7 protein-coding genes are annotated in these 22,940 nt (G+C 70.1%); all 7 read right to left on the bottom strand.

The window, feature by feature from the left end; genetic code table 11:
* Window positions 1-17: 17 nt before the first annotated feature.
* Genes M3Q35_RS40880 through M3Q35_RS40850 form a run of 7 tightly spaced genes read right to left on the bottom strand, consistent with a single transcriptional unit; the run spans window position 18 to window position 22,843 of the window.
* Window positions 18-1,031 carry a methyltransferase gene (locus M3Q35_RS40880; protein WP_273937936.1) on the bottom strand — a complete coding sequence of 338 codons (1,014 nt, stop codon included), beginning with the start codon at window positions 1,029-1,031 and terminating at the stop codon, window positions 18-20.
* The gene (locus M3Q35_RS40875; protein ID WP_273937935.1) at window positions 1,024-1,254 is read right to left on the bottom strand and encodes an MbtH family protein; all 231 of its coding nucleotides are present in this window, start codon (window positions 1,252-1,254) and stop codon (window positions 1,024-1,026) included. Before M3Q35_RS40875 ends, M3Q35_RS40880 begins: the two co-directional genes overlap by 8 nt.
* 11 nt (window positions 1,255-1,265) lie before the next feature.
* Window positions 1,266-3,179 (bottom strand): alpha/beta fold hydrolase, encoded by a 1,914-nt coding sequence (locus tag M3Q35_RS49040; protein ID WP_273944667.1) that lies wholly within the window; start codon window positions 3,177-3,179, stop codon window positions 1,266-1,268.
* Window positions 3,083-12,151, bottom strand: coding sequence for a non-ribosomal peptide synthetase (locus M3Q35_RS40865; RefSeq protein ID WP_273937934.1), 9,069 nt, complete (start codon window positions 12,149-12,151; stop codon window positions 3,083-3,085). Before M3Q35_RS40865 ends, M3Q35_RS49040 begins: the two co-directional genes overlap by 97 nt.
* Window positions 12,046-15,354: an amino acid adenylation domain-containing protein gene (locus tag M3Q35_RS40860; RefSeq protein ID WP_273937933.1), complete on the bottom strand. Its 3,309-nt coding sequence runs from the start codon at window positions 15,352-15,354 to the stop codon at window positions 12,046-12,048. The genes M3Q35_RS40865 and M3Q35_RS40860 overlap by 106 nt, the downstream gene beginning before the upstream one ends.
* Window positions 15,351-16,610 carry a condensation domain-containing protein gene (locus M3Q35_RS40855; protein WP_273944665.1) on the bottom strand — a complete coding sequence of 420 codons (1,260 nt, stop codon included), beginning with the start codon at window positions 16,608-16,610 and terminating at the stop codon, window positions 15,351-15,353. Before M3Q35_RS40855 ends, M3Q35_RS40860 begins: the two co-directional genes overlap by 4 nt.
* Window positions 16,556-22,843 (bottom strand): non-ribosomal peptide synthetase, encoded by a 6,288-nt coding sequence (locus M3Q35_RS40850; RefSeq protein ID WP_273937932.1) that lies wholly within the window; start codon window positions 22,841-22,843, stop codon window positions 16,556-16,558. Before M3Q35_RS40850 ends, M3Q35_RS40855 begins: the two co-directional genes overlap by 55 nt.
* Window positions 22,844-22,940 lie beyond the last annotated feature (97 nt).

Here is a 22,940-nt window from a genome sequence, read left to right as displayed (position 1 = left end):
CAATGTCCTCTCCCGGCTCAGACGGCCGTGATCACGCTGAAGTACGAGCGGGGGATGCCGCGGACCGAGGTCAGCGTGTAGCCGGCGGCCGACAGCAGCGCGTCGAACTCGACGCGGGTGCGCTCCCGCCCGCCGGTCAGCACCATCATGCCGACGTCGCTCCACTTGCTCGGGTGCCAGTCGTCGCCGTCCGGCACCACCATCTCCACGATGTGCAGCCGGCCGCCCGGCTCGAGGGATTCCCTGCTGTTGCGCAGGATCGTGATGGCCTGCTCATCGGTCCAGTCGTGCAGCACGCTGCACATCAGGTGGGTGTCCGCGCCGAGCGGCACCTTCTGGAAGAAGTCGCCGCTCTCGGTGGAGACCCTGGCCCCGAAGCGGTCCAGGGTTCCCTCGGACCGGACGACGTCCACAGTGGCCTGTCGGTCGAACAGCACGCCGGACAGGTTCTGCTTGAAGTCCAGTACCCGGCCGAGCAGGTAGCCGTCGCCGCCGCCGATGTCCATCACCACGGCGCTCGGGTCCCAGTCCACCGCGATCGGGAACCGCGGGTAGGACCGGCCGGCCCGTTCCCGCATGCGGCGCAGGAACATCCGGTTCGCGCCGGGGTCCTCGTCCTTGTGCTCGAAGAACTCCCCGCCGTGGGTCTGGTCGAACGCCGACTTGCTGGAGCGGATCGTGTCGGTGGCCCGGATCCACGCCTGCTGCGACTCGATGTTCACCACCGACGCCCACGAGGTGTCGGTGGCGTCGGTGCGCAGCCGCCGGCCGCGCTGGGTCAGCGCGAAGGTGCGCTGCTCGGACTCCGTGACCAGACCGACGCTGGCCAGCGCCCGCAGCATCCGATACAGCGACTCGGTGTCAGCGTCCACTTCGGACGCAATGGTGTCCACATCACGCGGGCCGTCGGCCAGGACGTCCGCGACCCGCAGCTCGGCCGCGATGCGCAGGACGTGCGGCAGCACCGCGACGCAGCTGTCGTCGACCAGGGTCAGGAATTCGTCCACGAGGGCAGTAGCGAGCTCAGCCAATGCCGTCAGCCTCCCCCGAGCTCATCGCCGCGACCAGGCTCTTCGGCCGCATGTCGGTCCAGTTCGCGTTCACGTAGTCAAGGCACGCCTCGCGGCTGTCCTCCTGGTGCGCCACGGTCCAGCCGGCGGGCACCTCGGCGAAGGTCGGCCAGAGCGAGTGCTGGCCCTCGTCGTTGACCAGGACGACGAAGCGGCCGTCGTTGTCGTCGAACGGGTTAGCCATGGTGTTGCTCCTCATTTCCGGTTCAGGACGGCGGCCACCCCGGCCAGCGCGTCCGGCTGGGTCATGCCGCCGTGGTCGGCGTCGATGTCGGTGTTGGCCAGTGCCCCGGTCACGTGCGGGCGCCAAGCCTCCACAGTGGACGATTCGGCGGTACGGCCGCGGGCGGCGGTGAAGAACAGCAGGTCGCCGTCGTAGACCTTGGGCTGGAAGTGCTGGATCAGGGTGCTGTTGTTGACGAACACCGCGAGCATCGACTCCAGGTCCCGCTCGCTGAGGTTGGCCAGCGCACTGCCTTCCGCACGCAGCACCGCCTTCACGGTCTCCGGGGTCAGCGGGCGGTCGCCGAGCGACTCCGGGCGCTGGCCGACCGCGTTGAGCAGCAGGATCATGATCTCCCGCTCGGTCAGCACGTGCCCTTCCTCGAAGCTGGCCGGGAACGCGTCCAGCACGCTGAGCAGCTCGATCCGCTCGCCGGCCGCCTGGAGCTGCACCGCGATCTCGTGCGCCACCATGCCGCCGAAGGACCAGCCGAGCAGGTGGTACGGGCCTCCGGGCTGGGTTTTGCGGATCTGCTCGACGTAGTCGGCGGCCATCTCCTCGATGGTGCCCGGCAGGTCCGGCGAGCCGTCGAGGCCACGGGCCTGGAGCGCGATGATCGGCCGCTCGGCCGGCAGGTGCCGCATCAGGCCGGAGTAGATCCAGCCGATGCCGCCGGCCGGGTGCACGCAGAACAGCGGCGGCAGGGTTCCGTTGGCCCGCAACGGCAGCACCACGTCCAGCGAGCCGCCGGCACCGCCGGAAGCCAGGCGCTGGGCCAGCGCGGCGACGGTCGGCGACTCGAACAGGTCGCGGATGCCGACCTGCACGCCCAGCGTGGCCGAGATCCGTCCGACCAGCCGGGTCACCAGCAGCGAGTGGCCGCCGAGGTCGAAGAAGCCCTCGTCCCGGCCGACCTTGGCCAGGCCGAGCACCTCGGCGAACAGTCCACAGAGGACTTCCTCCTGCGGGGTGCGCGGGCCTTCCGAGTCGCCGCTGGACCAGGCCGGCGCGGGCAGTGCCTTGAGGTCAACCTTTCCGTTGGCGGTCAACGGGATCTGGTCCACGAGCACGAAGGCCGACGGAACCATGTAGTCGGGCAGCAGGCCGGTCAGGTGCCGGCGCAGGTCGTCGAGGTCAGGCTCGTCGGCCACCAGGTAGCCGACCAGGCGCTTGTCGCCCGGCTGGACCTCGCGGACCACGACCGCGGCCCGGGTGACGTCCGGGTGCGTGGCCACGGCCGTCTCGACCTCGCCCAACTCGACCCGGAAGCCCCGGATCTTGACCTGGTCGTCGGCGCGGCCGACGAACTCCAGCAGGCCGCCGTCCCGCCAGCGCACGAGGTCGCCGGTGCGGTACATCCGGCTGCCGTCAAAGGGATTGGCCACGAACCGTTCCGCCGTGAGGCCGGGCCGGCCGAGGTAGCCACGGGCAAGTCCTTCGCCGGACAGGTAAAGCTCGCCGGAGACACCCTTGGCCACGGGCCGCAGCTTCTCGTCGAGGACGTAGCAGTGCACGCCGTCCAACGGCCGGCCGATCGGCATCGTCGCCGGCACGTGGGCCGGGTCGACGGTGTAGTGGGTGACGCCGAGAGTCGTCTCCGTGGGGCCGTACAGGACCTGGATCACCGTGTCGGGGCAAGCGTTCTGCACCCGGCGGACGGCGGTCGCGGACACGACGTCACCACCGGTCCACACCTCACGCACCCCGGCAAAGCAGTCCGGGCTCTCGTCGGCCAGCACGCCGAACAGGCCGGCCGTCAGCATCAGACAGGTGATCCGCTCGTCGCGGATCAGCTGCCGCAGCACGGAAACGTCGAGGTCACCGGCCGGGGCCACGACGATCTCACCGCCACCCAGCAGCGGCACCCACAGCTCGTAGGTGGAGATGTCGAAGGCGTGCGGGGAGTGCAGTAGCACCCGCTCCCCGGACCCGACCGCCAGCAGCGGTCGAAGGCCAGGCTGAGCACATCGCGCTGAGTGATCGCGACGCCCTTGGGCACACCGGTCGAGCCGGACGTGTACATCACGTAGGCCAGTGCATCGGGATTGCCGGCAATGCCCGGATCCGTTGCCGCGTAAACGGATGCGTCAGCAACGGTGAGCACTGTGCAGTCGAACTCGGGTTGGGTCCGGTCGGCCAGCAGCACCCGAGCGCCGGTCTCGGCGATCACGTGACGCATGCGATCCACCGGATAGCCGTGGTGCAGCGGGACATAGGCACTGCCGGCCTTGAGGATGCCCAGCACGGCAACCACCAGGTCGACCGACCGTTCCATGTGGACGGCAACGGTCGGGGAACCATGCTCCAACACAAGGTTTGCCACGCGGTTGGCCTGCGCGTCGAGCTCACGGTAGGTCAGCGACCGGAACCCGTCGCGGACGGCCACCGCGTCCGGCGTTCGGTCGGCCTGCTCGGCAAACCGGTGGGCGACAGTGGAATCCACCCCGTACGGCGCGGGCAAGCCGGCCAGTCCGCCGGCGATGGCCGCGTGCTCGGCCTCCTTGAGCACGTCGATGTCGCCGATGGAACGCTCCGGATCGGCCGCCACCGTGGCGAGAACCCGCAGGAACCGCTCGGTCAGCGCGGCGGCGGTAGCCCGCTCGAACAGGTCGCGGCGGTACTCGATCACGGCGTCGATGCCGCCGTTGTCGCCGCGCTCGGTCAGGTTCACGGTCAGATCGAACTTGGCGATGCCGATACCGAACGGCTCCACCGCGGCGTCGAGGCCGGGCAGCCGCAGAGCGGCCTCGGGCGTGTTCTGCAAGGCCAGCATGACCTGGAACAACGGGTGCCGGGAGAGCGTGCGTTCCGGGTTGACCGCCTCGACCAGCCGCTCGAACGGCAGATCTTGGTTGGCGTAGGCAGCCAGGTTCACCGCCCGGACCCGGTCCAGCAGCTCGCGGAAGCTCGGGTCGCCGGACGTGTCGGTGCGCAGCACCAACGTGTTCACGAAGAACCCGACCAGGTCGTCCAACGCCTCATCGGTGCGACCGGCGATCGGCGTGCCGATCGGAATGTCGGTACCAGCACCCATCCTGGTCAGCAAGGTGGCAAAAGCCGCCTGGAGCACCATGAACAGGCTGGCCCCGGTGCCGCGGGCCAGGTCGGTCAGGGCCGCGTGCAGCGGCGGCTCGATGTGGAACAGCACGGTGTCGCCGTCACTGGCGCTGACCGCCGGCCGCGGGTAGTCGGTCGGCAGGTCGATCTCGTCCGGGGCGCCGGCCAGGGCTCCCCGCCAGAACTCGATCTGCTTGGACACCACACTGTCCGGGTCATCATCGGTGCCAAGCAGTTCCTGCTGCCACAGCGTGTAATCCGCGTACTGCACGGGCAACGGCTGCCACCTCGGCGCAACTCCGTTGCGCCGAGCCGCGTAGGCCGTGGTCAGGTCCCGCACCAGCGGCGCGAGTGACCAGCCGTCACCCGCGATGTGGTGCAGCAGCAGGCAGAGCACGTGCTCGTGGGCCGACAGGCGGAACAGCGTGACCCGCAGCGGCAGCTCGGAGGCCAGGTCGATGCCCTCACGAACCGAGGCCGCCAACAGCTCCGGCAGATCGTCCGGCGTGGTCGGCACGACCTTGATCGCCACGCTGACGTCGTCGAGAATCTCCTGGTAGGGCACACCATCCTCGTCCGGGAAGATCGTGCGCAGGCTCTCGTGCCGAGCCACCAGGGCGTCCACCGCCGCCTGCAACGCGGCCTCGTTCAGGGCCCCGGTCAGGCGCAGCGCGAACGGCAGGTTGTAGGTCGGGCTCGGACCCTCGACCCGGTGCAGGAACCACAACCGCTGCTGGGCAAAGGACAGCGGCAACCGGTCGCCGCGCTCGTACGGGGCCAGCGTCGGCCGGGCGTCGTCGCCGATGTCGCCGACGACCCGGGCCAGCCCGGCCACGGTCGGGGCCTCGAACAGGCTGCGCACCGAGAGCTCGACGCCCAGCACCGACCGGACCCGCGACACCAGCCGGGTGGCCAGCAGCGAGTGCCCGCCCAGCTCGAAGAAGCCGTCGTCCACGCCGACCTGCGGTCGGTTGAGGACCTCGGCGAACAGCGAGCAGAGCACCTCCTCGACCACCGTCCGCGGCTCACGCTGGCTGCTGTCCAGCACCGGGGCCGGCAGCGCCTTGCGGTCGAGCTTTCCGTTGACGGTCAACGGGAATTCGTCCAGCACCACGACCGAGGTCGGCACCATGTAGTCGGGCAGTCGGCCGGCGACGTACTCCCGGACGGTCGCCGGCACCAGGTCGGCGCCGGTCACGTAGGCCACCAACGCCTTGTCCCGCACCAGAACCGCCGCGCGGCTCACACCCGGGCAGCAGGCCACGACGGCCTCGACCTCGCCCAGCTCGACCCGGAAGCCCCGGATCTTGACCTGGTCGTCGGCCCGGCCGACGAACTCCAGCGCGCCGGTGGACGACCAGCGCACGAGGTCGCCGGTGCGGTACATGCGGCCAGCGCTGAACGGATCCGCGACAAACCGGGTGGACGAGATGTCGGGGCGGTTGAAGTAGCCGCGGGCCAGGCCGTTGCCGGCGACGTACAGCTCGCCGACGACCCCGCGCGGCACCAGCCGCAACGCGTTGTCCAGCACGTACACCCGGTCATTGGCCACGGTGTCGCCGATGGATGCGATCGCAGGCCAGTCGACCACGTTCTCCGGCAACGAATCCGTGGTGCAGGCGTGGGTCTCGGCCGGGCCGTACACGTTGTGCAGCCGGCGGCCGGGGCGGTCGAAGAACGCGCGAACCCGGGGGCTCAGGGTCAGCGCCTCGCCGCCCTGAAGCACGTCGGTCAGCGCCGGCAGCTCGGTGCCCTGCTCGGCGGCGGCCTCGACCATGGCCTCGATGACCAGGTTCGGCGCGTAGAGCTCGCTGACGGCATTGGCGTCCAGCCACCCCACCAGCAGCTCGGCCGACCGCCGCACGTCCTCGGTCGGCACGGCCAGCGTGCGGCCGGTGACCAGCGTCGCCAGGATCTCCTGCACGGAGAAGTCGAAGCCGATCGCGGTGAACTGCGCGGTGACCGTGCCCGGTCGGTCGGCGAACCGCCACTGGTGCCAGGTCAGCAGGTTGACCAGACCGGATGTCGGCATCACGACCGCCTTGGGCCGGCCGGTGGACCCCGAGGTGTAGACGAGGTACGCCGGATTCCCCTGGGCGATGGCGACTTCCGGGTTCGAGTCGGGGCCGTCCAGCTCGGACACCACTTCCGGCGTCAGCACGAGCGCCGGGGCGGCGTCGGCGAGCATGAACTCGACGCGGCTGGCCGGGTAGTCGGGGTCGATCGGCAGGTACGCCGCGCCGGCCTTGAGGATGCCGACCAGCGCCACGACCATCTCGATCGACCGCGGCATGGCCAGCGCCACCACGGTTTCCGGCCGCACGCCCCGGGCGATCAGGGCGTGCGCCACGCGGTTGGCCCGGGCGTTGAGCTCGGCGAACGTGACGCTCTCGCCTTCGAACAGCACCGCCCGTGCGTCCGGGGTCTTAGCCACCGCAGCCTCGAACAGCTCCGGCACCGAAACCTCCGGCGCCGGCAGAGTCACACCGGTGCCGGCGGCGAGCAAGGCTTCACGCTCGTCGGCGGTCACCAGGTCGAACGTCCCGATAGGACGGTCCGGCGAGGCGACGGCGAACTCCAGCAACCGGTACAGGCGATCGGTCATGGCCGCCACGGTCGACCGGTCGAACAGGTCGCTGCGGTACTCCAGCGCGCAGTCGATCACCCGCGCCCGCTCGGCGATGCTCAGGTGCAGGTCGAACTTGGCGATGCCGACGCCGGTCGTCTCCAGCTTGGCGTCCAGGCCGGGCAGGTCGAGATCGGCCGAGACGCTGTTCTGGAAGGCCACCATGACCTGGAACAGCGGGTGCCGCGACAGCGAACGCTCGGGCTGGAGGTGCTCGACCAGCTTCTCGAACGGCAGGTCCTGGTTGGCATACGCGGAGAGGCTGGTGGCGCGAACCCGGTCCAGCAGCTCACGGAAGCTCGGGTCGCCGGACGTGTCGGTGCGCAGCACCAACGTGTTCACGAAGAACCCGACCAGATCGTCCAACGCCTCATCGGTACGACCGGCGATCGGGCTGCCGATCGGAATGTCCGTGCCAGCACCCATCCGCGTCAGCAACGCGGCGAAAGCGGCCTGTAGCACCATGAACACGGTCGCCTGCGAGTCCTTGGCCAGGTCGAGCAGGCCACGGTAGAGCCGGTTCTCGATACGGAACGGCACCGCGTCGCCGTCGTGCCCGGCCACCGCCGGCCGCGGCCGGTCGGTCGGCAGCTCCAGCTGCTCCGGAATGCCGGCCAGGGCCCGCTCCCAGTACGCCAGCTGCTCGTCCATCAGACCGTCGAGCAGATCCTGTTGCCACAGCGTGTAATCCGCGTACTGCACGGGCAGCGGGGCCCAGGTCGGGGCGGCTCCGTCACGCCGGGCGGCGTAGGCCGTGGCCAGGTCGCGGGCCAGCGGGGACCACGACCAGCCGTCGGCCGCGATGTGGTGCAGCAGCACGAGAAGCACGTGGTCCTCGGGGCCGTTCTCGAACAGCCAGGCCCGGATCGGCAGCTCGCCGGCCAGGTCGAAGCAGTGCCGCGCGGCATTGGCCACGGCGTCGTCGGTGAACTCCGCGACCTCCAGCACCGGCGTCGCGTCGGCGAGAATCTCCTGGTACGGCACGCCGTTGTGGGCCGGGAAGACCGTGCGCAGGCTCTCGTGCCGGGCCACCAGGTCGGACAGCGCCAATCGCATGGCGTCCTGGTCGATCGGTCCGGCCAGCCGCAGCGGCAGCGGGATGTTGTACGTCGGGCTCGGCCCCTCCAGCTGGTTGAGGAACCACAGCCGGCGCTGGGCGAAGGACAGCGGCACCAGCTCCGGCCGCGGGCCGGCGACCAGCGGCGGCCGGGCCTGGTCGGCGGTGTCCAGGGCCAGCGCGAGGGACTCCACGGTCGGGGCCTCGAACAGGTCCCGCACGCCGATCTCCGCCGCCAGCGTGGCGCGGATCCGGCTGACCAGGCGGGTGGCCAGCAGCGAATGCCCGCCCATGTCGAAGAAGTTGTCCTCGATGCCGACCTCGGGCACGCCAAGCACCTCGGCGAACAGCGTGCACAGCACCTGCTCGCGGGAGTTGCGCGGGGCCCGGCCGGTGGAGCCGGCGGCCAGGTCGGGCGCGGGCAGCGCCTTGCGGTCGACCTTTCCGTTGGGGGTCAGCGGCATCTCGTCCAGCACGACGACGAACGCCGGCACCATGTGCTTGGGCAGCCAGTTGCCCAGCCGGGTACGGATCGAGGCCGCCAGGGCCGGCTTGTGCTGGATCCGGCTGGGCTCGTTGGTCGACGGACTACCGTCTTCCAGTGGACGGTATACACCATCCAGTACACCGTCGGCTGTAGTGAAAACAACGTCGACCAGGTCGTCCGCGGCCCAGGTCACCGCCACGCGGTAACCCAGCTCCTCGCCCAGCGCGTGGAATTCCTCCACGTCCACCGGCGTCGACCCGCCGCGCTCGGTGAACAACCGGCTGTTCGGGACGTTGACCACCCGCAGCTGCTCGCCGACCAACGCCACCCGCAGCGCGTCCAGGTCGGTCCACTCGAGAACCGGCGCATCCGCCACATCAACGACCTGAGCAGTGTCCTTGTGCAGGGCGACGTGGTAGCGGTGCCGGGTCAGCTCGTTGTGGAACGAACCGCGCTCCAGCTGGATGTCGACCGCGGCCACACCCGGGATCGAGGCGAAGAACTCGGGCGCGACAACAAGTTCCCGCTCAGTACGGCCGTGCTCCATGGCGGCGTGCAGGGCCGGCAGCGTGCGCAGGTTGCGGACGTCGCCGACGAACACCGTGCCGCCCGGGGCCAGCAGCGCCAGCGCGCCGGTGATCACGTCGTGGAGGTAGGCGGCGTTCGGGAAGTACTGGCTGACCGAGTTGATCACGACCACGTCGAAGTGGCCGGTCGGGAAGCCGTCGAGCTCGTGCGCGGCGGCCGCCTTGAGCTGCACCTTCGCCGCGTAGTCGGGCCGCTCCGCGATCTGCGCCTGCAAGGCGTCGATCACGGCGGTGGAGAAGTCCGAGCCCCAGTACGCCTCGCAGTGCGGGGCCACCTCGGCCATGATCAGACCGCTGCCGACGCCCAGCTCCAGAACGCGCTTGGGTTGCAGGGCAAGGATTCGCTGCACGGTGGCGTCGCGCCACTCCCGCATCTGCTCCAGCGGGATCGGCGTGCCGTCGTAGCTCGAGTTCCAGCCCTCGAAGTTCTGGCCGAACTCACCGCTGCCGGCATTCTCGTACACCGACTCGTACGTCCGCTGCCACTCGTCCACATGCTCGACGTCGAGCTGCTCACTGTCCTCAGCCGGCACGATGTACCCGACGAGCTGCCCGTCACGGGCGATCACGGCGGCCTGCGACACCTCGGGGCACTCGGACAGCGCCGCCTCGACCTCGCCCAGCTCGATCCGGAAACCGCGCACCTTGACCTGGTCGTCGACGCGGCCGACGAACTCCAGCGTGCCGTCGGCGCGCCACCGCCCGAGGTCGCCGGATCGGTACATCCGCGCGCCGGCCGGGCCGAACGGATCGGCCAGGAACCGGGTCGCCGACAGGTCTGGCCGGTTGAGGTAACCGCGGGCCAGGCCCGCGCCGGCCAGGTAGAGCTCGCCGACCGCGCCGGTCGGCACCGGCCGCAGCTGGTCGTCCAGCACGTACATCCGGGCGTCCATGATCGGCGAGCCGATCGGCGGCACGACCGCACCGGTCAGCGGGGTACTCATGGTGGCGCAGACCGTGGTCTCGGTCGGGCCGTACGCGTTGATCATCACGCGGCCCTCGGACCAGCGTTCGACCAGGTCAGGCGCGGTGGCCTCACCGGCCACGACCAGCGTGACGCCGGTCGGCCACTCCTGCGGGGCCATCACCGGCAGCGCGGCCGGCGGCAGCGTGACGTGCGTGATCCGCTGCTGCGTCAGCAGCGTGACCAGGGCGTTTCCGGGCAGCAGCCGGTCGGCCGGGGCCAGCACCAGGGTCGCCCCGGAGAGCAGGCCCATGCACAGCTCCCAGAACGCCGCGTCGAAGCTCGTCGACGCGAACTGGAGCACGCGGCTGCCGGCGCCGACGCCGAGCCGTTCCCGCTGCGAGCTGACCAGGGCTTTCGCGCCGAAGTGCGACGCCACAACGCCCTTGGGGCGGCCGGTGGAGCCCGAGGTGTAGATGACGTAGGCCGGGTGCGCCACCGAGACCGACACTTCCGGCGCCTGCGCCGAATATCGGTCCAGCTCAAGGCCATCCAGGAAGATCGTGGGCAGATCGGGCCAGCGTGAGGCCAGGTCGGTGTGCGTGAGCAGCAGCGCCGGTTTGGCGTCGCCCAGCATGTACGCGATGCGCTCAGACGGGTAATCCGGGTCGACGGGCAGGTATGCCGCGCCGGCCTTGAGCACCGCCAGCTGGGCCACGACCAGGTCGATCGAGCGCGGCAAACCCAGCGCCACCAGCCGTTCCGCGCCGGCCCCGCTGGCGATCAGCAGCCGTGCCAACCGATTTGACCGGTCGTCCAGCTCGGCATACGTCAGCTGCTCGCCCTCGAACACCACCGCGGTCGCGTCCGGGGCCTCGGCCACGCGCTGCCGGAACAGCGCCGGCACGGTGTCCGCGTCGCCGGCCGTCGGCGTGGCGTTGTGCTCGATGACCAGGCGATCCCGCTCCCCCGGCACCATCACGTCGAGCTGGCTGATCGGCCGCTTCGGGTCGGCCGCGACGGCCGCGAGGACCCCAACGAGCCGCTGGCCGAAGGCCTCGACCGTGCCGCGCTCGAACAGGTCGGTGTTGAACTCGAAGTCGCCTTCGATGCCGCCCTCGAACCGTTCGCGCACGGCCAGGGCCAGGTCGAACTTGGCGAAGTCGACCCGCACCGGCTCGGTGGTGATGGTCAGTCCGGGGAACTCGGTCAGCCCGCCGGGCATGTTCTGGAAGGCCAGCAGCACCTGGAACAGCGGGTTGCGGGACAGCGAGCGCTCCGGCTGGAGGTGCTCGACCAGCTTCTCGAACGGCAGGTCCTGGTGGGCGAACGCGGCCAGGCCGGCCTTGCGCACCCGGGACAGCAGGTCACGGAAGCTCGGGTCGCCGGACGTGTCGGTGCGCAGCACCAACGTGTTGACGAAGAAGCCGACCAGGTTGTCCATGGCCTCGTCGGTGCGGCCGGCGATCGGGCTGCCGATCGGGATGTCCGTGCCGGCCCCCATACGGGTCAGCAGTGTGGCGAACGCCGCCTGGAACACCATGAACAGCGTGACCTGGTTGTCCCGCGCCAACTTCGACAGCGCGGCGTGCACGTGCTCGTCCAGCTCGAACGGCACGGTCTGGCCGCGGAAGCGGGCCACCGCTGGGCGACGGTGGTCGGCCGGCAGGTCCAACTGCTGCGGCGCACCGGCCAGCTCGGTAGTCCAGTGCTGAAGTTGCTTGGCTGCAAGGCTGTTCGGATCGTCCTCGGAGCCCAACAGATCCTGCTGCCAGAGCGTGTAGTCCACATACTGCACGGGCAGGTCCGGCCAGGCCGGACGGCCGCCGTCGCGGCGGGCGGCGTAGGCCATGCCGAGGTCGCGGACCAGCGGCGCGAGCGACCAGCCGTCACCGGCGATGTGGTGCAGTAGCAGGCACAGCACATGTTCCTGTTCGGACAACTGGAAAAGCGTGACCCGCAGCGGCAGTTCGGTGGCCAGGTCGAAGGTGTAGCGGCCGGCCTCGGCGATGGCCTGGGGCAGCTCGTCCTCGGTCACGCGAACCGTGGCGAAAACCGGGATCGCCTCCGGCAGAACGTGCTGGTACGGTACGCCATCGGCCTCGGGGAGCACCGTGCGCAGGGTTTCGTGGCGGGCCACGATGTCCGTACGGCGGCGCGCAGCGCGGTGAGGTTCAGCTCGCCGGACATGCGCAGGCCGATGGGGATGTTGTACGTCGCGCTCGGGCCCTCGATGCGGTGCAGGAACCACAGTCGGCGCTGCGCCGAGGAAAGCGGGACACGCTCGCCGCGCACGGCCGGGACCAGCGCCGGGCGGCGCTCGCCGTCGCGACCGTCGACTGCCTGCGCCAGGCCGGCGACGGTCGGGGCCTCGAACAGGCTCCGTACGGTCAGCTCGGCGCCGAGCACGGTCCGGATCCGGGAGACCAGGCGGGTGGCCAGCAGGGAGTGGCCGCCGAGCTCGAAGAAGCCGTCGTCCACGCCGACCTGCGGCACGCCAAGGACTTCGGCGAACAGCGAGCACAGCACCTCTTCGACGACCGACCGCGGCTCGCGGCCCTTGGCCTCGGCCACCGGCTCGGGCAGCGCGGCCCGGTCGAGCTTGCCGTTCGCGTTGAGCGGCAGGTCGTCCAGCACCATCACGGCCGACGGGACCATGTAGTCCGGCAGCCGATCGGCGACAAAAGCCCTGATAGCAGCGGGTTCAACCGTGCCAACCACATAGGCCACGAGCGAGGCGTCGCGGGCGATGACGGCCGCGCGGGTCACGCCGGGGCAGGCGGCGACGACGGCTTCGACCTCGCCGAGCTCGACGCGGAAGCCGCGCAGTTTGACCTGGTGGTCGACGCGGCCGACGAACTCCAGCTCGCCCAGCGCCGACCAGCGGGTCAGGTCGCCCGTACGGTACATACGGGAACCGTTGTCCCCGAACGGATCCGCGACGAACCTGGTGGCCGACAGGTCAGGCCGGCCGAGGTAGCCACGGGCCAGCGCGTCGCCGGCGATGTACAGCTCACCGACAACACCTTGCGGGACCGGCCTCAGGGCGGCGTCGAGCACGTAGACGCGGGAGTTGGCGATGGAGCGGCCGATCGGCGGGTGGTGCGGCCACTGCTCGATGTCCGACGGCACGGTGGAAGCGGTGACCACGTGGGTCTCGGCCGGGCCGTAGTGGTTGTGCAGCTGGGGAGTCGAGCCGGCGCGGTGGAAGCCGCGGATCTGCTCGCCCAGCGTCATGGCCTCGCCGGCCTGCGCGATGTGGGTCAGCGCCGGCAGCTGGATGTCCTGCTCCAGCGCGGCCTGACAGACCGCTTCGATCACCAGGTTGGGCGCGAACAGCTCGTTGACCTCGTTGTCCCGCAACCACTGCGCGAACAGCTCGGCGCTGCGCCGGGTCTCGTCGGTCGGGATCGCCAGGGTCTTGCCGAACAGCAGGGCGGACAGGATCTCCTGCGCGGCGACGTCAAAGCTGATGGTGGTGAACTGGGCGGTGACCGTGCCGACGCCGCCGCCGATTTCCCTTTGGTGCCAGCAGACCAGGTTCACCAGCACGGACTGGGGCATGACGATGCCCTTGGGGGTGCCGGTGGAGCCCGAGGTGTAGATGACGTAGACGGGGTTGCTCGGCTTCCGCCGCACCACCGGGTTGGTGCTCGGGCCATCGCCTTGCACCGTCTCGAGGTCGAGCACGAGGTCCGGGGCGGCGTCGGAGAGCATGTACTCGATGCGGGCCGGCGGGTACTCGGGGTCGATCGGCAGGTAGGCGCCGCCGGCCTTGAGGATCGCGACCAGGGCCACGATCATCTCGGTGGACCGCGGCAGTTGCAGCGCGACCACGCTCTCCGGGCCGACGCCTTGGGCGATCAGGTTGTGCGCCAAACGGTTCGCGCGTTCGTTCAGCTCGGCGTAAGTCAGGGATTCGTTCTCGAAGCGAACGGCCGTGGCCTCGGGGGCGCGGCGAACCTGCTCCTCGAACAGGTCGGCCAGCGAGTCCGCCGGCACGTCTTCGGTCGGTCCGGCGGTGGCGACCAAAGCCAGCTTTTCTCGTGGTGACAGCAGGTTGATCCGGCCGATCGGCACGTCGATGTCGTCGGCGATCGTCGCCAGCAAGGCCGCAAAGCGGTCCACAATGGACTGAGCCGCGGTGCTGTCGAACAGGTCGGGCCGGTAGTCCAGGCGCAGGGTCGTGGTTTCGCCAGGAATGACCAGCAGGCTCAACGGGTAGTGGGTGGCGTCGTTGACCGAGATGCCGGTCATCCGCATGCCGCCGGCCTCGGAGGTCAGCACACCGCGGTCCAGCGGGTAGTTCTCGAACACCACCACGGCGTCGAACAGCTCGCGGTGCCCGGCGGCCCGCTGGATCTCGGTCAGGCCGAGGTGCTGGTGGCTGATCAGCCGGGACTGCTCGTCCTGCACGCGGCTCAAGGCGTTCCGCAGGCTGTCGCCGGGCTGGAGGCGAACGCGCACCGGGAGGGTGTTGATGAACAGGCCGAGCATGGACTCGATGCCCGGCACCTCCGGCGGGCGGCCGGCCATGGTCGCGCCGAAGACGACGTCGTCGCGGCCGGACAGGTAGCCGATGACCATCGCCCACGCGCCCTGGACCAGCGTGTTCACCGTCAGGCCGGCGCCGCGGGCGGCGCTGCGCAGCTTGGACGTCAACTCGGCCGGCAGGACAACGCTGATCTGCTCGGGGAACAGGTTGGGGCGGCCGGGATCGGCCGGGGCCAGCAGGGTCGGCTCCTCGAGGCCGTGCAACGCATCGGCCCAGGCCGCCTTGGCGACAGCCGGATCCTGGCCGGCGAGCCAGCTCAGGTAGTTGCGGTACGGGGTCGCGGCCGGCAGGCCCGAGTCGTCGCCGTACGAGCCGTAGAGGTGGAACAACTCCTGCACCAGCAACGGCATCGACCACCCGTCGATGAGAATGTGGTGCGTGGTGAAGACGAACGTGTAGTGCTCGTCCGACCGCTTGACCAGCATGCAGCGCAGCAGCGGCGGCCGGGCGAAGTCGAACGGCGTGGCCCGGTCCTCTTCGAGGATCCGGTCCAAGTCCTTGTCGTCGGCCAGTTCCGTGAACGGAACGGACACCTGATGCGGCACCACCTGTACCGCACGGTCCAGGCCCTGCTGCCAGAACGCCGCGCGCAGGTTGGGATGCCGGCGCAGCAGCGCGTCCACCGCCTGGCGGAGCCGCTCCCCGTCGACCCGGCCGGCCAGCTCGAACACCAGCTGCACGGCATAGACGTCGACCGCCTGCTCGTCGTAGGTGGCGTGGAACAGCAGCCCTTCCTGCAACGGCGAGAGCGGCAGGACGTCCGCGAGTCCCGATTGCGTGCTCGTCATCGCGAAACCCTCCATGCGGCTTCCAGTAGGTCGATCTGCTCCTGGCTCAGCGAGACCAGCGGCAGGTCGGAAGGCGTGTGGCCGCCGGCGTCCTGCCGGTCGGACTCGGTGACGACGTTCTCCAGGGCCCTGGTGAACGTCCGGGCCAGGTCGTCGACGGCGTCACGGGACAGCAGTCGCGCCGCCCAGGACCAGGTGGCGGCCAGCGTCGGCCCGTCCGGTCCGTCGTTGGCGACCGCGTTGAGCTCGATCAGGTGGGCCAGCGGCAGGGCGGCGTCGGTGCCGTCGCCCAGCGTCTCGGCGTCCGGAGTTGCCGTCCAGACACCGGATTCGGCGGTGAACCGGCCCAGGTAGTTGAAGGCCAGCTGCGGCTTCGGCAGATCCTCGACCTCGTCGCGCAGCAGGCCGAAGCCGATGCCGTTGCCGGGCACCGCCCGCAGCTGTTCCTTGACCTTCTTCACCAGTTGACCGTCCACAATGGTCTGATCGACGCCGATCCGCACCGGGTACATGCTGGTGAACCAGCCGACCGTGCGGGAAAGGTCGATGTCGTCGGCCAGCTGCTCCCGACCGTGGCTTTCCAGGTCCAGCAGCACATCCGTCGCGTTGCCCAGGCCACGTCGCCGACGCCAGTCCGCCACCGCGAAGGCGAAGGCGGTCAGCAGCACGTCGTTGACGTTGCCGTGGAACTTGGCCGGCACCGTGCCGAGCAGCGGCTGGGTGAACTTGGCCGGCAGGGTGACGGTCAGGTGCTCCGCCGTGCCGGCCACGTCCTTCGCCGGGTCCAGTGGGGTGTTCGTGAGCGTGGTGTCCGGGCGGCTCAGCGTGTCCCGCCAGTGCTGGAGCTCGTTGCTGCGGTCAGTCTTTGCGAGGACCTGCGACCAGCGGCGGAACGAGGTTCCGTTGGGCTGCAACGGTTGCCCGTCCCATGCCGCGGCCAGATCCGGAAGCAGGATCCGCCAGGAGACACCGTCGACGACCAGGTGGTGAATGGTGATCAGGAGCTTGGCCGTCTCCTGGAACCATACGGCTTGAACCATGGTGCCGGTAGCGGGATTGAGACGGCTTCGAGCCGCGGCGGCTTCCTCCGCGAGGCTGCCCGTCGCGACGCGCAGGATGTCGTAGTCGGCGGCATCGTCGATCAGCGGACCGTCGGTGGTGAGCCGCATCCGCAGCGTGTCGTGGTGCGCGATCACCGCCTTCAACGCATGTCCGAGCCGGTCGGCGTCTGCATCTTTAGGTGCTGTGACCAGCATGGACTGGCTGAAAGCGTCGATCGGGCCGCCGCGTTCCAGCAGCCAGCGCATGATCGGCGTCGGCTCGAAGGGGCCGATAGCGTCGTCCCGCACCGGTGCGGCAGCGGTGTCGAGGTCCCGCGCGGCGCGGGCCAGCGCACCAGGGTGCGGTGCTCGAAGACGTCCCTCGGCGTGATCACCAAGCCGGCCTTGCGGGCCCGGCTGACGAGCTGGATCGACATGATGCTGTCGCCGCCGAGGTCGAAGAACCCGTTGTCCACGCCGACCTGCGACAGGCCCAGTACCTCGCAGAACAGCCCGCACATCAGCTCTTCTCGCTGGCCACGGGGCTGCCGGCCGGCCGGCTCGACCTCGTAGTCGGGCGCGGGCAGCGCCTTGCGGTCGACCTTGCCGTTGGTGGTCAGCGGCAGCGCGTCCAGCGCGACGAACGTGGCCGGCACCATGTAGTCGGGCAGCTCGCGGGACAGCCAGTCGCCCAGATTCGTTGCCGTGCCGACGATGTAGCCGACGAGACGCTTGTCGCCGGGCCGGTCCTCACGGATGATCACCGACGCCTGGCTGACGTCCGGGTGCTTGGCCAGCGCCGTCTCGATCTCGCCGAGCTCGATCCGGTAGCCGCGCAGCTTGGCCTGTCCGTCAGCACGGCCGACGAACTCCAGCTCGCCGTGGCGCGACCAGCGGACCAGGTCTCCGGTGTGGTACATCCGGCTGCCGTCAAAGGGATTGGCCACGAACCGCTCAGCCGTGGCGCCGGGCTGGCCGACGTAGCCGCGAGCGAGACCGGCACCGGCGATGTACAGCTCGCCGACGCTGCCGGGCGGCACCGGGCGCAGGCCGTCGTCCAGCACGTACAGCTGCATGTTGTCCAGCGGCCGGCCGATCGGGATCTTCGCGCCGATGTCCGTGCCGGCCTTGGTCGGCCGGTTCGCGGCGAACGTCGTGGTCTCGGTCGGGCCGTAACCGTTGACCACCACCGTGTTCGGAGCCGCGGCCAGGACCTTCCGTACCGCGTCGGGCGGCAGGACGTCGCCGCCGGCCCAGACCTGGCGGACGTCGGCGAAGCAGTCGGCGTGTTCTTCGGCCATCAGCCCGAACAGGCCGGCGGTCAACCAGAGCGCTGTGACGCCGTGCTCGGTGATCAGCTTGGCCAGCTCCGCGGTGTCGGTCTCGCCGGCCGGGGCGATCACCAGCTGACCGCCGGACAGCAACGGCACCCACAGCTCGTACGTGGAGGCGTCGAAGGAATGCGGGGAGTGCACCAGGATCCGGCGGTGCGCGCCGCCCTGGAAGGCACGATCACCAGCAAGGGCAACAACATCCCGCTGCGTGACGGCCACGCCCTTGGGGCGGCCGGTGGAGCCCGAGGTGTACATCACGTACGCCAGCTGCTCCGGATGCGTTGCCACACCGAGGTTCTCGCCGTCGCCGACGGCCGGCTCCTGAACGACCCGGAGGTCCAGTGTGGTCGAGCGGTCCGTGATCAGGATCGAGCAGCCGGTCTCGGCGACCATCAGCCGCATCCGGGGCTCGGGGTAGCGCGGGTGCAGCGGCACATAGAACGCGCCGGTCTTGAGCACCGCCAGGATCGCCACCACGAGCTCGACGCCACGATCCATCAGGATCGCCACGCCGGTCTCGGGACCGGCTCCTTCGTCGATCAGCTTGCGGGCGAACCGGTTGGCCCGCTCGTTCAGCTCGGCATACGTGATGTCACCGGGGATCAGCGCCACGGCGTCCGGGGTGCGAGCCACCTGCTGCTCGAACAGCTCAGCAATACCCTGGCCGGGTATCTCGGTCGCCGTGTCGTTCCAGGTCCGCAGCACGGTCTCGCGCTCGTCGGCGGCCAGCAGATCGATGCGGCTGACCGGCTTGTTCGGCTTGGCCACCGCCGCCGTCAGCAGCGTGACCAGGCGCTTCCCGATGTCCTGAGCCGTCTCGGCCTCGAACAGATCGCTGCTGTACTCCAGGAAACCGTGAATGCCCTGGCCGTCGCGGCGCTCGGTCAGCTCGACGGTGAGATCAAACTTCGCCACGCCGCAGTGCACCGGTGCCAGCTCGCCCGCCGTGCCGCCGAAGTCCACCATGGACTCCGGGGTGTTCTGGAGCACCAGCATCACCTGGAACAGCGGCTGCTTGGACAGCGACCGATCGGGGCTGATCATCTCCACCAGCTGCTCGAACGGCACGTCCTGATGGGCAAACGCCGCCAGGTCGGTGGCCCGCACCCGGCGTAGCAGTTCCGCGAACGTCGGGTCGCCAGCCAGGTCGTTACGCAGCACCAACGTGTTGATGAAGCAGCCCACGAGCTCGTCGGTCGCCCGGTCGCTCCTACCCGCCACCGGCGTGCCGATCGGAATGTCCGTGCCGGCCCCGAGACCGCTCAGCAACGCCGCAAGGCCGGCCTGAAGCACCATGAACAGCGTGACCTTGTGGTCACGGGCCAGCCGCAGCAGGCCCACGTGCAGCTCCGGGTCGATGGCCAGCGGCACCGTCTCGCCCTGGTAGCTCGTGACCGCCGGTCGCGGATGATCCGTCGGCAGCTCCAGCCACTCCGGCAGGTCGGCCAGCTGGTTGCGCCAGTACGCCAACTGCTCGTCCAGCGGCAGCCCCCGCTGCCAGACCGCGAAGTCCTTGTACTGCACCGGCAGCGGCTCGAACTCCGGCGCATTCCCGTTGATTCGGGCCTCGTAGGCCAGCGAAAGATCGCGCCCCAGCGGCGCCAGCGACCAGCCGTCGCCCGCGATGTGGTGAATCAACAGAAGCAGGACATGGTCGTCCGACCCGGCCTCGAAGAGGTGGACGCGGAGTGGAATCTCGGTGGCCAGGTCGAAGCCCTTGCGGGCAGCCTCGCGGAAAGCGGTATCCGTCAGATTTTCCACCACGATCTGTGGGGCGGCGTCGATGACCACCTGGCTCGGCGCGCCGTCGACCTCGGGATACACCGTGCGCAGGATCTCGTGGCGCTGCACCAGATCGGCCAGTGCGGCGGTGAGTGCCTCGCGGTCCAAACGGCCGCGCAGCCGCACCCCGACCGGGATGTTGTACGTCGGGCCCGGGCCTTCAAGGCGGTCCAGGAACCACAGCCGCATCTGCGAATACGACAGCGGGACCGCGCCTTCGTGCTCGACCGCGCGCAGCGGCGGACGGCCGGTCGCAGCGTCATCGAGCAGGCGGGCGACGCCCGCGACGGTCGGCGAGTCGAAGACCTGGCCGATGGTCAGCTCAACGCCGAGCTCGGCCCGCACCAACCGGGCCAGCTGATCCGCCAGCAGGGAATCGCCGCCCAGGCGGAAGAAGTCGTCGTCCACGCCGACGTTCGAGACCCGCAGCACATCAGCGAATAGTCCACTCAGGACCATCTCACGCTGGCTGGCCGGCTGGGCGTCGCCGCCAGCCAACACCGGCTCGGGCAACGCCTTGCGGTCCAGCTTCCCGTTGGCGGTCAGGGGAATCTTGTCCAGGACGACGAAAGCCGCCGGCACGTAGTGTTCGGGCATGGTGTCAGCGGCGTGCCGGCGCAGCGCGACGGCGTTGACCTCGGCGCCCGAAGCCGGGACCACGTAGGCGACGAGCATCTTGTGGCCTGGCCGGTCCTCGCGAGCCACCACGGCCACGTTGCCGACGCCGGGGTAGGCGGCGAGGGTGGCCTCGATCTCGCCCAGCTCGATCCGGAAACCACGGATCTTGACCTGGTGATCGGCCCGGCCCACGTACTCCAGCGAGCCGTCGGGGCGACGACGGGCGACGTCGCCGGTGCGGTACATCCGGCTGCCGGCCAGGCCATTGGGGTCGGCGACGAAACGCTCCGAGCTCAGGTCGGGGCGGCCGAGGTAGCCGCGCGCCAGACCGGCGCCGGAAACGTAGATCTCGCCGGCCACGCCGTCGGGCAGCGGCCGCAGGGCGTCATCGAGGACGTGCACGCGGAGATCGGGAATGCCGACGCCGATGTCGCTCGCGGCACCGGGACGAGCGCTGTCGCGACCGAGCTCGCGGTGGGTGACGTGCACCGTGGTCTCGGTGATGCCGTACATGTTGACCAGGCGCGGCGCGTCGTCGGCGTGCCGCTCGTACCACTCCATCAGCCGATGCGGGTCGAGCGCCTCGCCACCGAACACCACGTACCGCAGGGAAAGCGGCCTCGGGTCCTCGCGGTCGGCCTCCATCAGCTGGTAGAAGGCCGACGGCGTCTGGTTCAGCACGGTGACGCGCTCGTCCGACAGCAGCCGGAGGAAGTCGTTGGGGGAACGGGTGATCGCGTGCGGCACGATCACCAGCCGGCCGCCGTACAGCAGCGGGCCCCAGCTCTCCCACACCGAGAAGTCGAACGAGAAGGAGTGGAACAGGGTCCACACGTCCATCGGTCCGAAGTGGAACCAACGCTCGGTGGAGGTGAAGAGCCGCACCACGTTGGCGTGCGTCACCAGCACGCCCTTGGGGCGGCCGGTGGAGCCGGAGGTGTAGATCACGTAGGCCGGGTGCGCCGGGTCCAGCGGGCTGAACCGGTCGGCGTCGGTCGGATTCTCCCCCGACACCTGGGCCAGCTTCTGTGCGGTGGCCTCCTCGTCCAGCACGACCCGGTCCACCTCGGCCGGCAGCACGGTGCCGACCTCGGAGTTGGTGATCACGCACACCGGGTCGGCGTCGTTCAGCAGGTAGGCGATGCGGGCCGGCGGGTACTGCGGGTCGACGGGCAGGTAGGCCGCGCCGGCCTTCACGACAGCCAGCATCGCGACGATCATGTCCAGCGACCGGGGCAGCGCGATGGCCACCAGGTCCTCGGCCCCCACACCGGAGCCGATCAGCAGGTGCGCCAGGCGATTCGAGCGTTCGTTGAGCTCGCCGTAAGTCAGGGTCACGCCGTCGAACGTCACGGCCGGGGCCTCGGGGGCGCGCCGCGCCTGCTCCTCGAATACCGCGGGCAGGCAGCGCTCGACCTCGGCGGCCGGTGCGGGGTCCAGGGTCACGCGCTCGTCGGCGACCCGAATGTCCAGGCGACCGGTCGGCGTGGTCAGGCCCGTCTCGGCGAGGGCGGTGAGCAGGGAGAGAATGCGACGGCCGTGCGCCACCGTGGTTTCCGCGTCGTACAGGGCCGGGTTGGCATCGACGTCCAGCCGCAGGCCGCCGTCGGCCGCCGGGTACACCGACACCTTGACGTCGTCGACCGGGCCGGTGGACATCCGGTGCACCACGCCCGGCAGCTCGCCGAACCGAAGGTCGTCGCCGAACGGCATGATGTTGACCACCGGGCCGTACAGCCGGCCGTCGCCGCCGGCACGCTTGGCGTCGCGGCGCAGGTCCTCGAAGCGGTAACGCTGGTGCCGCAACGCCTTCGACGTCTGGTCAGCCGTATGGGCCAGGAGCTCACCCACGGTCGTGGCCGGCGTGACGCCAACGGCCAGCGGCAGCACGTTGGCCACCATGCCCGGGACCGTCCGGCTCGCCCGACTCACGCGGGCGGCAGCCGGGAAGCCCAGCACCACCTCGGCGGTCCCGGTCATCCGGCTCAGGTACAGTGCCGTCGCCGCGACCACCGCCGTCGGCCAACCACCGGGAAGATCAGCAAGTAGGTCCACAGTGGACTGTGAAACTGAGTGGGCGCTGCGGTGGAAGGTGTTGCTCACCGGCGCGCCACGACCGGCCAGCGTGACCGGCTCCGGCCGTGCCGACGCCCAGTACGCCCGATCACGCTCAAAGGCAGCAGTCTCCCGGTAGACCGCCTCATCCTCAGCCAGTACGCCGATGTCGCCGAACGTCGCGGGCGGGATGTCAGCGCTCATGACCAGGGCGCTGTAGACCTCGGCCACGCGGCGCATCACCAGCCCGCTGCCGGTGCCGTCCAGGAGGATGTGGTGCACCCGCTGGTACCACAGGAAGTGATCCTCGACGAGAACGAAAAGGGCCTGCGCAACAAGGGAATCGGCCGTCAGATCGACGGGAGTGGCGAGATCCGCCTGCATCCACTGGTACGGGTCGGCGTCGACAACCGTCAGCTCCCAGTCCGGCTTGTCCAGCACCAGCTGGGCCGGGCCGTCCACGAAGCGGGTGCGCAGCGCCTCGGTCTCGGCGGCCACGATCCGCAGCGCGGCGCGGAACTGCTCGACGTCCAGCCGGCCCCGGATCTCGACGTGGTCGCCGGTGTTGTGGCTGGGGTTGGCCGGGTCGATGCGCGTCGCGTACCAGACACCGAGCTGGGCCGCGGTCAGCGGGCGCAGAGTTGGCTCCAGGCCGGGCATCTCGTTCCCTCCGGATCGTGGGTCGTTGGCTCCACTGTGCCGGCCGCCCTTGACACGGCCCTGATGCGCGCCTGACGCGAACCCGGACAACAACAGC

The sequence above is a fragment of the Kutzneria chonburiensis genome (assembly GCF_028622115.1).
Lineage (GTDB): Bacteria > Actinomycetota > Actinomycetes > Mycobacteriales > Pseudonocardiaceae > Kutzneria > Kutzneria chonburiensis.
The sequence above is the reverse complement of the archived record's forward strand: the minus strand, read 5'-3'. Positions and strand labels throughout refer to the sequence as shown.

Excerpts from the sequence above, each read along its gene's own strand:
- M3Q35_RS40860 (WP_273937933.1), bottom strand. The coding sequence starts at position 15,354 with ATGACGAGCACGCAATCGGGACTCGCGGACGTCCTGCCGCTCTCGCCG.
- M3Q35_RS40850 (WP_273937932.1), bottom strand. The coding sequence starts at position 22,843 with ATGCCCGGCCTGGAGCCAACTCTGCGCCCGCTGACCGCGGCCCAGCTC.
- M3Q35_RS40855 (WP_273944665.1), bottom strand. The coding sequence starts at position 16,610 with ATGCTGGTCACAGCACCTAAAGATGCAGACGCCGACCGGCTCGGACAT.
- M3Q35_RS40875 (WP_273937935.1), bottom strand. The coding sequence starts at position 1,254 with ATGGCTAACCCGTTCGACGACAACGACGGCCGCTTCGTCGTCCTGGTC.